This is a genomic window from Tardiphaga sp. (assembly GCF_028290495.1).
Taxonomy (GTDB): domain Bacteria; phylum Pseudomonadota; class Alphaproteobacteria; order Rhizobiales; family Xanthobacteraceae; genus Tardiphaga.
The window spans coordinates 19,170-31,903 of sequence record NZ_JAQGJT010000105.1 but is presented as its reverse complement, the minus strand read 5'-3'; the positions used below and the strand labels follow the sequence as shown (position 1 = coordinate 31,903).

General features: G+C 63.5%; 12 protein-coding genes and 1 pseudogene. 7 read left to right on the top strand and 6 right to left on the bottom strand.

The genetic code is table 11. The features are described from left to right. Nucleotides 1-637 (top strand): annotated as a pseudogene (locus JWQ24_RS16610) (glutamine synthetase); the annotation flags it as partial. A gap of 82 nt (nt 638-719) precedes the next feature. Here the strand turns inward: JWQ24_RS16610 and argC are convergent. Further along, on the bottom strand, nt 720-1,694 hold the full coding sequence (gene argC, locus JWQ24_RS16605; RefSeq protein WP_299810182.1) for an N-acetyl-gamma-glutamyl-phosphate reductase: 975 nt from the start codon (nt 1,692-1,694) through the stop codon (nt 720-722). Next, nucleotides 1,694-2,377, bottom strand: coding sequence for an FMN-binding negative transcriptional regulator (locus JWQ24_RS16600; protein ID WP_299810179.1), 684 nt, complete (start codon nt 2,375-2,377; stop codon nt 1,694-1,696). Before JWQ24_RS16600 ends, argC begins: the two co-directional genes overlap by 1 nt. Before the next feature lie 59 nt (nt 2,378-2,436). Here JWQ24_RS16600 and JWQ24_RS16595 point away from each other — a divergent pair, with 59 nt between their 5' ends. Beyond that, nucleotides 2,437-2,691, top strand: coding sequence for a hypothetical protein (locus JWQ24_RS16595; RefSeq protein WP_299810177.1), 255 nt, complete (start codon nt 2,437-2,439; stop codon nt 2,689-2,691). On the opposite strand, the gene JWQ24_RS16590 is transcribed toward JWQ24_RS16595, so the two are convergent. Then, a complete protein-coding gene (locus tag JWQ24_RS16590) occupies nt 2,688-3,677 on the bottom strand; it encodes an MBL fold metallo-hydrolase (protein WP_299810174.1) in 990 nt (329 codons plus the stop codon). The two genes, JWQ24_RS16595 and JWQ24_RS16590, sit on opposite strands and share 4 nt — an antisense overlap. Before the next feature lie 73 nt (nt 3,678-3,750). Then, entirely contained in the window at nt 3,751-4,281 is a 531-nt protein-coding gene (locus JWQ24_RS16585) for a DedA family protein (protein ID WP_299810171.1), read from the bottom strand. A 319-nt stretch (nt 4,282-4,600) separates the two neighbouring features. Here JWQ24_RS16585 and parE point away from each other — a divergent pair, with 319 nt between their 5' ends. The 3 genes from parE (at nt 4,601) to JWQ24_RS16570 (ending at nt 7,786) form a co-directional block, all read left to right on the top strand. Further along, entirely contained in the window at nt 4,601-6,646 is a 2,046-nt protein-coding gene (gene parE / locus JWQ24_RS16580) for a DNA topoisomerase IV subunit B (protein ID WP_299810168.1), read from the top strand. 87 nt (nt 6,647-6,733) lie between these two features. Next, nucleotides 6,734-6,928 carry a hypothetical protein gene (locus tag JWQ24_RS16575; RefSeq protein WP_299810165.1) on the top strand — a complete coding sequence of 65 codons (195 nt, stop codon included), beginning with the start codon at nt 6,734-6,736 and terminating at the stop codon, nt 6,926-6,928. An 87-nt stretch (nt 6,929-7,015) separates the two neighbouring features. Next, nucleotides 7,016-7,786, top strand: coding sequence for a glucose 1-dehydrogenase (locus tag JWQ24_RS16570; protein WP_299810163.1), 771 nt, complete (start codon nt 7,016-7,018; stop codon nt 7,784-7,786). Here the strand turns inward: JWQ24_RS16570 and JWQ24_RS16565 are convergent, their stop codons facing one another. Next, entirely contained in the window at nt 7,787-9,019 is a 1,233-nt protein-coding gene (locus JWQ24_RS16565) for an FAD-dependent oxidoreductase (RefSeq protein ID WP_299810160.1), read from the bottom strand. A 363-nt stretch (nt 9,020-9,382) separates the two neighbouring features. Between JWQ24_RS16565 and JWQ24_RS16560 the strand changes: the two genes are divergently transcribed. Both JWQ24_RS16560 and JWQ24_RS16555 read left to right on the top strand, forming a co-directional pair. Continuing rightward, nucleotides 9,383-10,993, top strand: coding sequence for a DEAD/DEAH box helicase (locus JWQ24_RS16560; protein WP_299810157.1), 1,611 nt, complete (start codon nt 9,383-9,385; stop codon nt 10,991-10,993). Nucleotides 10,994-11,121: 128 nt separating this feature from the next. Beyond that, nucleotides 11,122-12,189, top strand: coding sequence for a GGDEF domain-containing protein (locus JWQ24_RS16555; RefSeq protein WP_299810155.1), 1,068 nt, complete (start codon nt 11,122-11,124; stop codon nt 12,187-12,189). 42 nt (nt 12,190-12,231) lie between these two features. On the opposite strand, the gene JWQ24_RS16550 is transcribed toward JWQ24_RS16555, so the two are convergent. Further along, nucleotides 12,232-12,663 (bottom strand): TfoX/Sxy family protein, encoded by a 432-nt coding sequence (locus tag JWQ24_RS16550; RefSeq protein WP_299810152.1) that lies wholly within the window; start codon nt 12,661-12,663, stop codon nt 12,232-12,234. Nucleotides 12,664-12,734: the final 71 nt, after the last annotated feature.

The following is a 12,734-nucleotide window of genomic DNA, read 5'->3' as shown; positions in this document are numbered from 1 at the left end:
TTATACCGGCGTCGGCTACAGCAATGTCGGCGACGTTGCCCGCAAGATCGTCGAGGAACATCTCGATCTCTGCCTTGAAGCTGGCATCAACCATGAAGGCATCAACGCCGAAGTGGCCAAGGGCCAGTGGGAGTTCCAGATTTTCGGCAAGGGCTCCAAAAAGGCCGCCGACGAAATGTGGATGGCCCGCTATCTGATGCAGCGGCTGACCGAGAAGTACGGCATCGACATCGAGTATCACTGCAAGCCGCTCGGCGACACCGACTGGAACGGCTCCGGCATGCACGCCAACTTCTCGACCGAGTATCTGCGTACGGTCGGCGGCAAGGAATACTTCGAGGCCTTGATGAAGGCCTTCGACAAGAACCTCGAAGCCCACATGGCTGTGTACGGTCCAGACAATCATCTGCGCCTGACCGGCAAGCACGAAACCGCTCCGTGGACCAAGTTCAGCTACGGCGTTGCCGATCGCGGCGCTTCGATCCGCGTCCCGCACTCGTTCGTCAACAACGAGTACAAGGGCTATCTGGAAGATCGTCGTCCGAACTCCCAGGGTGACCCCTACGCCATCGCTTCGCAGATCCTGAAGACGATCGCGGAAGTCTCGACCGAAGGTAAGGCCTCGGCCGCCGCCTAAGCGAAGGCTTATCTGATACGCGAACGGCCCGGACGAAAGTCCGGGCCGTTTTCGTTGTGTGGTTGTGTAGCTCGGGTGTCGCTCAATCCAGCCCGAGCATCAGCCGCATGTTCTGCACGGCGGCGCCCGACGCGCCCTTGCCGAGGTTGTCGAGACGGGCCACCAGCACCGCCTGCCCCAGAGCGTCATTCGCAAACACGTAAAGCTGCAGCGTATTGGTCTCGTTGAGCGCCTCCGGCTCGATCCGTCCGTTCTTGATCGCCACATCGTCGAGCGGCATCACCGACACGTTGGCGCTGCCGGCGTAGCGTTTCGCCAGCGCCTGATGCAAAGCCGCGCCGTTCGGCTTACCCGGCAGCGTGTCGAGATGCAGCGGCACCGACACGAGCATGCCTTGCCGGAAGTTGCCGACCGACGGCACGAAGATCGGCCGACGCACCAGATGCGAATACAACTGCGTTTCCGGCACGTGCTTGTGCTGCAGTCCGAGGCCGTACAGTTCGAAAGCCGGTGCCGAGCCGTCCTCAAAGCTTTCGATCATCGACTTGCCGCCACCCGAATAGCCGCTCACCGCATTGATGGTGACGGGATGGTCGGCCGGCAGCAATCCGGCATCGACGAGCGGCCGCAGCAGCGCGATCGCACCGGTCGGATAGCAGCCGGGGTTCGAGACTTTTCGCGCGGTGCGGATCTTGTCGGCCTGGTCCGGCGCCAGTTCGGCAAAGCCATAGGTCCAGTCCGGCGCGACGCGATAGGCGGTGGAGGCATCGAGCACTTTCGGCCCCTTGGCCCCCATGCTGTCGATCAGCGCGACGGTCTCCTTGGCGGCATCATCCGGCAGGCAGAGAATGACAAGATCGACCTCCTCCATCAGCGCCCGCTTCGCCACCGGATCCTTGCGCTTGTCGGGATCGATATGTTTGACGATCACATCACTCTGGTGCGCCAGGCGCTCGCGAATGCCGAGGCCCGTCGTGCCGGCTGCGCCGTCGACGAATACGGCGGGCGTCGCCGAGGTGCTGCCGGAGGCCCGGGCCGTCGTTGTATCCATGCTCATCACGTCGTTCCTTCAAGGGGCGGCATAGCATTCAATTGTGACACGTCGTCCGCGAAGAGTTGCGGCCGCAGCGCACGCATCTCACTGGCCAGCAGCTTTGCAGCCGCGTCGGGCTGTACCGACAACGCTGTCGAAACCGCCGCATAGTCGGCGTCGGACTTGTGCTGGTTCAGCTTGAAGCTGCCCTCGACCTCATCCACCGTCATTACCACGCCGACAATCGCCTTCTTCATCGCATCCAGCCGTGCCACGGCCATCTTGTCCGATGTCCACGGCTTCTTCGGCAGCAGCCAGTCTTCGAATTTGGCGGACAGCACGTCAAGATGGGGGCGAAGTTCGTCGTCGGCCAGCAGGCGCACCGGTCCGGTCAGGTGCACCGCCTGATATAGCCAGGTGGGCACTTGGTCCGGCGAGACGTACCAGTCAGCCGACACATAGGCATCCGCACCGTTGACCGCCATCACCCACGGGGTCACGCCGTCGGCCAGCTTCAGCAACGGGTTGTGGCGGGCCATATGGAACGTCACGCGCGGTGAGCCGTCGGCGCCATAGTCGAGCGCAAACGGCACCGTCGAGGCCACCGGCTTCTGGCCGCTCCACGCACAAACAGTGCCGAAGCCACGCGCGGCTGCGAACGCCAGAGCAGCGGCGCGGTCGGGCTTGAAGTGTGGCGGCGTATACATGGCGGTCTCCAGTTAAATGAGGAGCCGTCGGATCAGGTTGCGCGAGGGTGGGAAGCCTGGTGCCGCGGACCGTATCCGGCGGCAGTAGCGACGATCTAAACGCGAACGCCGTCACCTGCCGCGATGATGCGGCGACGGCGGGCGATGCTGTGAGTAGCGGCGTTGATCATGGGCGCGGTCATACGGCCGCGCCCGTTATTCGTCAAGATGACGAAAGCATTTTCCAGCGAAGTGAATACCGGTTCGCTTTAAGAAAATGCGTCAAAACAACAAACTGGAGCTTCTATTCCGACTATTGGAACGGAAGGTTCTAGATGATCGGGCTCCATGGCGACGGCACCAGCCGGTAGCCGCTGCCGTCCTTCTCGACGAAGCCATTCGCCGGGAACGGATAGTGGAAGCCCTGCACGCGCATCCGGTCGGCGACCAGCATGTCGTAGACTTTGCGCCGCGTGGTTTCAGCCTGCGCCGGGTCCTGGTCAAAGCTGACGTGCCAGCCGGGATTGGCGGCAAACAGCGCCGGGCTGTTGGTCACGTCGGACTGGATGAAGAGCTTGTCCTTGCCGGACGACAGCACATAGGAGGTGTGGCCCGGCGTGTGACCGATCGACTCCACCGCAAGCAGACCAGGCGCGACGTCCTTGCCCCATTCATAGGGCGTGACCTTCTTCTTCAGTCCGGCGTCAAAGATGCGGCGGTTGTTCTTGAACAGACCGGGCATGCGATCGCCCGAGGCGCGGCTCATCTCGCCGTCGTCCATCCAGAACTTCCATTCGACCGCGGGCACCAGAACCTCAGCGTTGGGGAATGCCGGCGTGCCGTCGGCCAGCAGGAGGCCGTTCACATGGTCGCCGTGAAAATGCGAGATCACGACCATGTCGATCGCCTTCGGGTCGATACCGGCGGCCAGCATGTTAGCGGTGAACTGGCCGACGTTGCCCTTGCTGGCGGCGAAGGCGGCGGCGCCGTTGCCGGTATCGATCGCGATCAGTTTGCCGCCGATATTGAGCACCAGCGGCGCGTAATTGGTGGTAATCTGGTCCTTGGGCAGGAATGCCTTCTCCAGCGCGGCGTTCACCGCGTCCTTTTTCACGTTCGATGTATAGGCGTCAGTGAGCGGAAACGTGTTGGCGCCATCCGAGATCGCGTTCACCTGGACGTCGCCGATCTTGTAGCGATAGAAACTCGGAGCCTGCTTGTCGGCCAGCGGCGCCGATGCCTGGGCGGCAGAGGTGGTCAGCATCGGCGATGCGGCGAGCGCGGCCGCGCCGGCCAAAGCCTGGCGTCGTGACAATTCCATGGCGTTTCTCCCCTGAGCGATCGGGCTTTTGCCCCGTTAATCGCTATTCCAGTACCAGCAAAATCACACGTGCTCAAACGGTATGCCATAGCCACTTTGCCGCAATCGACAGCAGGTCGCCGCACAGCAGCAATACAGCTGCCCATACGAATGCCGAGGTGAAGTTCGCGAACTGGAAGCGCCAGTACGGCATCTCGAATATGCCGGCGGCCAGCGGCACCGAAGCGCGCAGGGGACCGAAGAAGCGGCCGATGAAGATCCCGGGCACGCCCCATTTCTGCACGAAGGCCTCGCCGCGCGGCAGCATCGCAGGATAGCGCGACAGTGGCCACATCCCGGCGACCTGTTGCTTGTAGCGGGAGCCGAACCAGTACGACAGCCAGTCGCCCAGAGCTGCGCCAATGCCGCCGGCGATCAGAACCGGCCAGAAGCTCACGCCGCTGGCGCCGATCAGCGCCCCGATCGCGACCAGCGCACCCCAGGCCGGGATCAGCAGCGAAATGAAGGCCAGCGATTCCCCGAACGCCAGCAGCAACACAATCGGCGCGGCCCAGTCCTGATGCAGGCGCACGAAATCGATCAGCCCCTGCATCCAGCCTTCCATGTCGATGGTGTCCTTCCGCGGTCGCTGGAGTTTCCAGCGGTATCGCTGAACGCTTCGATAGATAAGTGTCCAAGTAGACGTAGACCGGCTGCGGCGATCACAGCAAGTCACAACACGAATAGCGCGATCGGCGCTAATTGCGCGTCTCTCTCAGATCAAACCGACCATGGCGACGTGATGATCGCATCGCGAAAGATGTGCGTGAGCGCGCAGCCGCACCGGCCCTGCTCGGTCACATTGCAAACCCAACCGTGGCATAGTCAAAGCAACGATTCGCCGCGCATCGTGCGGCGCAACCCGAGACAAGACCTTAAGACACATGTCCAAGCCACAGAAAACAAACGATAAAGACGATTTTTTTGGCGGCGCTACGCCGAAGGTCGTGGCTCCCGCCAAGGCCCCGGCCCGGGCGGCGAGCGCGGAGGATGGCTATACCGCGGCGGACATCGAGGTACTCGAAGGCCTGGAGCCGGTGCGGCGCCGACCTGGCATGTATATCGGCGGCACCGATGAAAAGGCGCTGCATCATCTGTTCGCCGAAGTGATCGACAACTCGATGGACGAGGCGCTGGCCGGCCACGCCTCCTTCATCGATGTTGAACTGGCGGCCGACGGCTACCTCACCGTGTCCGACAACGGCCGCGGCATCCCGGTCGATCCGCACCCCAAGTTCCCAAAGAAATCCGCGCTCGAAGTCATCATGTGCACGCTGCATGCCGGCGGCAAATTCGACTCCAAGGTCTATGAGACCTCAGGCGGCCTGCACGGCGTCGGTGTCTCCGTGGTCAACGCGCTGTCCTCCCTGCTTGAGGTCGAGGTCGCGCGTAACCAGCAACTCTTCAAGATGACCTTCGCCCGCGGCATCCCGCAGGGTAACATCGTTGACCTCGGCAAGGTGCATAACCGGCGCGGCACCCGCATCCGTTTCAAGCCCGACACTGAAATCTTCGGCGCCAAGGCGGCGTTCAAGCCGCAGCGGCTGTTCAAGATGGCGCGCTCGAAGGCCTATCTGTTCGGCGGCGTGAAGATCCGCTGGCGCTGTGATCCCGAATTGCTCAAGGGCATCGAGGGCGTCCCGGCGGAGGACGAATTTCACTTCCCCGGCGGCCTCAAGGACTTCCTGGGGGCGGCGATCCACAATGACACGCTGGTGCATCCCGACATTTTCTCCGGCAAATCCGGCCGCAATGGCGCGCACGGCGCCTGCGAGTGGGCGGTGGCGTGGACCGCGGATGCCGACGGTTTCATGTCGTCCTACACCAACACCGTGCCGACCCCCGACGGCGGCACCCACGAGGCCGGCATGCGCAGCGCGCTGCTGCGCGGCCTGAAGGACCACGCCGAACGCGCCGGCCAGGGCAAGCGTTCCAGCTCCATCACCTCGGAAGACGTCATGGTCGGCGCCGCCGTGATGCTTTCGGTGTTCGTGCGCGAGCCGGAATTCCAGGGCCAGACCAAGGACCGCCTCGCCACGGCCGAAGCACAGAAGATCGTCGAGCAGGCGATCAAGGACCCGTTCGACCACTGGCTGTCCGGCAACCCCGTGCAGGCCAACAAGCTTTTGGAATTCGTGCTGGAGCGCGCCGACGACCGGCTGCGCCGCCGCGCCGAAAAAGAAACCTCACGCAAGACCGCGGTGAAGAAACTGCGCCTGCCCGGCAAGCTAGCCGACTGCACCAACACGGCGACCGAGGGCTCCGAACTGTTCCTGGTCGAAGGGGACTCGGCAGGCGGCAGCGCCAAGCAGGCGCGCGACCGCAAGACACAAGCAATCCTGCCGTTGCGAGGAAAAATCCTCAACGTGGCCTCGGCCACCAAGGACAAGATCACCGCCAACCAGCAGATTTCCGACCTGCTGCAAGCGATGGGCTGCGGCACCGGCGCGTCGTACCGCGAAGAAGACCTGCGCTACTCCCGCATCATCATCATGACCGACGCCGACGTCGATGGCGCCCACATCGCGTCGCTGCTGATCACGTTCTTCTATCGGCAAACGCCCAAACTGATCGACGAGGGCCATCTGTATCTCGCGGTGCCGCCGTTGTACCGCATGACGCACGGCAGCAAGACGATCTATGCCCGCGACGAGGCCCATCGCGACGCGCTGCTGAAGAGCGAGTTCAACGCCAACGCCAAGGTCGAGATCGGCCGCTTCAAAGGCCTCGGCGAGATGATGCCCGCGCAGCTGAAGGAAACCACCATGGACCCGTCGAAGCGCACCCTGTTGCGCGTCGTGCTCATGGCCGAAGACCGCGAAGGCACCGCGGATTCGGTCGAACGCCTGATGGGCAGCAAGGCCGAAGCGCGCTTCGCATTCATCTCGGACAAGGCGGAATTCGCCAGCGAGGATCTGCTGGACGTCTAAGGTCACTGCAAGGCGGGCAAGAGCACTCTAGCGCCTTGCCCGCTATGGGAAGTTGAAACAATCGCCCTTCCCGCGCGTATCTCTTTCATGCGCATTCCATTTCTCACCCTCGGACTTCTCGCTTTCATCATCGGCCTGCTCTGGATCGGACAGGGCACCGGCTTCGTCGCGTGGCCGCGGTCCAGTTTCATGATCAGCCAGATGCATTGGGCCTACTATGGCGCGGCGCTGGCCGCCGTCGGGGTTGGACTGATGTGGCTGGCAAAGCGCCCGCAGATCTGACGCCCTCTTCCCTCGGAAGCCTCGTCTTGCGATGATGGCCGCCACACGCGCCGCAAACGCGCGGGGACATCTTTACGGACGGGCATCATGACCAACCAACTCTTCGATCTCGCCGGCCGCGTCGCCATTGTCACCGGCGGCAATGGCGGCATCGGGCTCGGCATGGCGCGCGGACTTGCCGCTGCCGGCGCCGCGATTGCCATCGTCGGCCGCAACGAGGCCAAGTCGAACGCCGCGGTCGCCGAACTCACGCAAGCCGGCTGCCGGGCCATCGCGATATCCGCCGATGTCACCGACAAGGTGGATGTCGCCGCGATGATCGCGCAGGTGTTCAAAGCATTTGGCCGCCTCGACATCCTCGTCAACAATGCCGGCATCAATATCCGCAAACCGCCGCACGAACTGCCGCTCGACGACTGGGACAGCGTCATCAAGACCAACCTCACCAGTGCATTCCTGTGCTCGCAGGCGGCGCATCCCGTGATGAAGGCGGCCAGCGGCGGCAAGGTCATCAATATCGGTTCGATGATGTCGATCTTCGGCGCCGGCTATTCGCCGGCCTACGCCGCCAGCAAGGGCGGCATCGTGCAGTTCACGCGGTCCTGCGCCGTCGCTTGGGCGCCGGACAACATCCAGGTCAACGCCATTTTGCCCGGCTGGATCGATACCGAACTGACGCAGAACGCGCGCCGCGAAGTCGATGGCCTGCACGATAAGGTGCTGGCGCGCACGCCCGCGGCGCGCTGGGGCGTCGGCGATGATTTCGCGGGGATCGCGGTGTTTCTGGGCTCCCGCGCGTCGGACTTCGTCACCGGCACAGCAATTCCGGTCGACGGCGGATATTCCGTGCAGGGATAGTTACGCTTTTGGCGAGCGTACATGCTCCGGCCGGACGCCCATGGCGAGCAACCGCGCGACCAGTCGCTGCAGCAACGGCACCGCGCTGATGATCCGGATCGCCAGCGGCGGCCGCAACGCACCGCCCAGCGCGCCGCCGATCACGCGGTTATGGACCTGAACCTGGATCGCCTGAATCACCTTGGCCGGAAACAGCCGGCGCTCCCTGACGGCATCGAGATCCTCGTCGGTCACCTCATTGCGCTGCAGCTTTTCAGCCAGGATATTCGCGGTCGCGACCGCATCCTGGATCGCGAGGTTGATGCCGACGCCGCCAACCGGCGACATCGCATGGGCGGCATCGCCGATGCACAACAGACCCGGCATCGACCATTTCGTCAGCCGGTCGACGGTCACCGTGAGCAGCTTGACGTCGTCCCAGCCTTTGACGTCGTCGATATGGTCAGCCAGCCTGGGCACCATCTCGACCACCGCGCTACGAAACGCCGGCAGGCCGCGTGCATGCAGCGCCTCGATCTGCCCCTTGGGAATGATATAGGCGCATTGCCAGTAGTCGCCGCGGTCGATGGTCACTATCAGCCGGCCCATCGCCGCATGCAGGAAGGCCGGATCGCCCGGCCCGGTCTTGGCGATGCGAAACCACAACACATCGATCGGCGCGCCGATGTCTTCCACCGCCAGCCCGGCGCGTTCGCGCAGCAGCGAGTGACGGCCGTCGCAGCCGATGGTCAGGTCGGCGGCGATCCGGATCTCGCCGTCATGGGTCCGCGCCAGCACGCCGCTGATGCGGCCGCCATCGCGCAGCAGGTCCACCGCCTCGGTGCGCCGCATGATCTTCAGGCTAGGAAACGCCGTGCTTTTGTCAGCCAGGAAATCCAGGAATTCCCACTGCGGCATGAAGGCGATGTAGCGCGCCGGCGCTTTCAGCCGGGTCAAATCGGCAACGCGAAACATCCGGTCGCCGAACTGGCCGCTCATCCGTTCGATGTTCTGGTGCGGACGCTGCAGGAATTCGTCGAGCAGGCCCAGTTCATTCATCACCATCATGGTCGAGGGATGCACGGTGTCGCCGCGGAAATCGCGCAAGAAGTCGGCGTGCTTCTCCAGCACCACGGTATCGATGCCGGCGCGGCCCAGCAGATAGCCCAGCATCATCCCGGCCGGTCCGCCGCCGACGATGCAACAGCGCGTGGTCAGGCTGCGGGGTGAAGCGGAAACAGACTCACCATTCATGGCAAATCGTCCTGTTGACGGTCTGCGCCCATTTGAGAGGCTGAAAAGCCGGTTGTCCACCTCCTGAATGCCGCCATTTACCCGGAAACACTGGCGTTTTCGTGCTGAATCGCGTTTCCCGCATTGACTTTGGCCATTTCCCGCCTATCTTCCGCTGCGACGCGGCCCGGTATCGAAACGCGATACTTCGAGTAAGCCGCCTGTCTGCGCCCTGAGATCCCCGTGCAACTTTATGTGCCGCTCCGGGGATGAGCGCGACAGTGTTTTCCGTGAATCCAAGCGGCGGTTTCTTCCAGAGGCATGATCCCGAAAAGTGGTCTTTCCGGTTTTCGGCAGAGATCGTGCCCCCATAACAGAGGCTCAATGTCCTTTTCCAATCTCGGCCTGTCCGACAAGGTTCTCGCCGCCGTCGCGGCCACCGGCTACACCACGCCTACCCCGATCCAGGAACAGGCGATTCCCCACGTGCTCGCGCGCCGCGACGTGCTCGGCATCGCCCAGACCGGCACCGGCAAGACCGCTGCCTTCGTGCTTCCCATGATGACCATGCTGGAAAAGGGCCGCGCCCGCGCCCGCATGCCCCGCACGCTCATCCTCGAGCCGACCCGCGAACTCGCCGCCCAGGTCAAGGAGCAGTTCGACAAATACGGCGTCGGCCAGAAACTCAACGTCGCACTGCTGATCGGTGGCGTCTCGTTCGGTGACCAGGACAGCAAGCTGACCCGCGGCGTTGACGTGCTGATCGCCACCCCCGGCCGCCTGCTCGACCACACCGGACGCGGCGGCCTGCTGCTCACCGGCGTCGAACTGCTGGTGATCGACGAAGCCGACCGCATGCTCGACATGGGCTTCATCCCCGACATCGAACGCATCTGCAAGCTGGTGCCGTTCACCCGCCAGACGCTGTTTTTCACCGCGACGATGCCGACGGAAATCCGCCGCATCACCGAGACCTTCCTGCACAACCCCATCAAGATCGAGGTCTCCAAGCCGGCCTCGACCGCCATCACCGTGACGCAGTCGCAGGTCTCCGTGGGCCGCGAGCCGCACGAGAAGCGCGAGGCCCTGCGTGCCCTGATGCGCGGCGCCACCGACCTCAACAACGCAATCATCTTCTGTAACCGCAAACGTGAAGTCGCCCTGCTGGCGAAGTCGCTCGAGAAGCACGGCTTCAGCGTCGGCGCCCTGCACGGCGACATGGAGCAGTCGGCCCGCACCGCGGCGCTCGACCAGTTCCGCAAGGGCGAGCTGCCGATTTTGGTGGCCTCCGACGTCGCCGCCCGCGGCCTCGACATTCCCGCCGTCAGCCACGTTTTCAATTTCGACGTCCCGCACCATCCCGACGACTACGTCCATCGCATCGGCCGTACCGGCCGTGCCGGACGTCTGGGCACCGCGATCTCGCTGGTGGCGCCGGCCGACGTCAAATCAATGGCTGCTATCGAGAAACTGATCGGCCAGCCGATCCCGCACGCCGAGAGCGGCGTTAGCATCGACGAAGCCGTCGAGGGCGCAGCTCCTGTCGACTCAGCCTCCGCCGAACCGGCACGTGCCGCGCGTCAGCGTACCGGCAACCGGGAAGCCAATGCCGAGCAGCCCCGCGGCGCCGGACGTGGCCGCGAGCATTCGCGCGGCGGCAAGCGCGAGGGCTCGGGTAACCGCCCCCCGCGCGAAGCTTCGAACCGGGGAGCCCCCAATCCGGAAGTTTCGCCCCCCCGCGAACCGTCGGGCGACCGCAAGCCGCGCCGCGAGCGCGAACCGCGCCGTAGCGGTGGCGAACGGAGCCATTCGCCGGCCGCGCAGCAGCAAACTGTCGATGCGGCATTTACCGCACCGGCCGCAGCGCCCCCCTCGCGCACGCCTTCGATTGGCCGCGCTGAAGCGCCACGTCCGCGCCGCGACGAAGCAGCCGAACCTGCCGATCACTCGCACCTTCCCGCATTCCTGCTGCGCCCGATCCGGGCTCGCGTGTAGGTAGAGCGCCACCGATCCGTTTACCGCTCCTTCATTCTCGTCACTTAGTCTGAATGTAATCTTTAGAAACCTACGCATTCAGAACACGACCTGGCAACGTTGCCGGTCAAGTGGCGGGGACACAGAACGTGACCGGTATCTCTGACGATAGAGAGCGAACCTTGGTTTTCGCCGAGGTCGCGCTTGGCCAGATCAGATCGTTGCGCCAGAGTGCGATCCCGCGCAACTACGAGATCTGGTACGTCTATGCGACCGGCTATAACTCGGCGCTGAACCGCGTCGTCAACGAGACGCTGGCGCGCAACGGCTGCCTGACCGAAGTTGATCTCGACCAGATTCACGACACCTACCTCTCTCAGGTTCGCACGACAGACCGCATCGACCATGTCGGCGCCCGCGTCATCAGCGAGATCGACGACGTCATGGGCCTGATATCGGATGCACTCGGCATGACCGAGTCGTTCGGCCAGACCCTCAAGGGAGCCAGCGACAAACTCTCCTTTGCCACCGACCAGGAACAGCTGAAGTCAGTGATCGAGGGGTTGGTCAAATCCACCCGCGAGACACGCGATACCAACAAGGCTCTGGAAGAGCGGTTGAACTCGTCGAAAAGCGAAGTCAGCAATCTGCAGCGAAGCCTGGAAGCAATCCGCGCCGAAAGCCTGACCGATCCCCTCACCGGCCTTGGCAATCGCAAGTATTTCGACCGCGCGCTGGCCTCCGCTATCGACGTGTCGCACCGGCAGAACGAGCCGCTGTCGTTCTTGATGCTCGACATCGATCACTTCAAATCCTTCAACGACAATTACGGCCACCTCACCGGCGACCAGGTTCTTCGCCTTGTCGGCCAGTCGCTGAAGCAGACCATCAAGGGCGCTGATATCACCGCGCGATACGGCGGTGAGGAGTTCGCGGTGGTGCTGCCGAACACCCCGCTGCGCCAGGCGCTGACCGTCGCCGATCACATCCGCCGCGCCGTGATGTCGAAAGAACTGAAGAAGAAATCGACCGGCGAAATCCTCGGCCGCGTCACCGTCTCGATCGGCGTGTCACTGTTGCAGCCCGGCGACGAAATGGAATCCCTGATCGGCCGCGCCGACGCCTGCCTCTACGCCGCCAAGCGCAATGGCCGCAACCGCGTGATCTGCGAAGTCGACCCGGAATATTCCGCGGAAATTCAGGTGCAGGTGGCGTAGTCGCCGGTGCAGTACACTGGCGTCGTAGGGCGGTCTTCGTTCTCAAACGCCTTTTGACACCTGCTCTTTGGCACGCTTGGAGGTCGTCTTTCCGACGACCTTTTTCTTCGCCACATATTTCTTCACCGCCAATTTGCGACCCTTGCTCCGCTTCGCCAGCGCCGCGCGTTCCGCCGCGGCATGGGCCGCCCTCGCCCATTCCGTGACTTCATCGGGCTCGTCGTATAGCCGTTCCGGCAATTGCCAATACGAGCCGATCATCCGCATTTTGCCCTTTGCCTCGTAGCGAAACGGCGCGCAGCCTTCAGCCTCGAAGCGCGGAATGCTGTGCTCATCGGCCCGCAGGTAGATCGCCCCGCGCAGCACCAGCGCGAAGTTGATCCTATCGGCGGAGACGCCATAGCCGGAGAACATCCGGCGGATGGTGACCGGCCCGAAGCCGGCAAACAGTTCGATGAGGAAATCGCGGTCCATGAGAACTCGCTTGATGGAAGCGTCAGACTCAGCAGTCGTCATCGTGAGGTGCGCGCCCCTCGGCGAGCCTC

Excerpts from the sequence above, each read along its gene's own strand:
- argC (WP_299810182.1), bottom strand. The coding sequence starts at position 1,694 with ATGAGCATGGATACAACGACGGCCCGGGCCTCCGGCAGCACCTCGGCG.
- JWQ24_RS16600 (WP_299810179.1), bottom strand. The coding sequence starts at position 2,377 with ATGTATACGCCGCCACACTTCAAGCCCGACCGCGCCGCTGCTCTGGCG.
- JWQ24_RS16590 (WP_299810174.1), bottom strand. The coding sequence starts at position 3,677 with ATGGAATTGTCACGACGCCAGGCTTTGGCCGGCGCGGCCGCGCTCGCC.
- JWQ24_RS16585 (WP_299810171.1), bottom strand. The coding sequence starts at position 4,281 with ATGGAAGGCTGGATGCAGGGGCTGATCGATTTCGTGCGCCTGCATCAG.
- parE (WP_299810168.1), top strand. The coding sequence starts at position 4,601 with ATGTCCAAGCCACAGAAAACAAACGATAAAGACGATTTTTTTGGCGGC.
- JWQ24_RS16575 (WP_299810165.1), top strand. The coding sequence starts at position 6,734 with ATGCGCATTCCATTTCTCACCCTCGGACTTCTCGCTTTCATCATCGGC.
- JWQ24_RS16570 (WP_299810163.1), top strand. The coding sequence starts at position 7,016 with ATGACCAACCAACTCTTCGATCTCGCCGGCCGCGTCGCCATTGTCACC.
- JWQ24_RS16565 (WP_299810160.1), bottom strand. The coding sequence starts at position 9,019 with ATGAATGGTGAGTCTGTTTCCGCTTCACCCCGCAGCCTGACCACGCGC.
- JWQ24_RS16560 (WP_299810157.1), top strand. The coding sequence starts at position 9,383 with ATGTCCTTTTCCAATCTCGGCCTGTCCGACAAGGTTCTCGCCGCCGTC.
- JWQ24_RS16550 (WP_299810152.1), bottom strand. The coding sequence starts at position 12,663 with ATGGACCGCGATTTCCTCATCGAACTGTTTGCCGGCTTCGGGCCGGTC.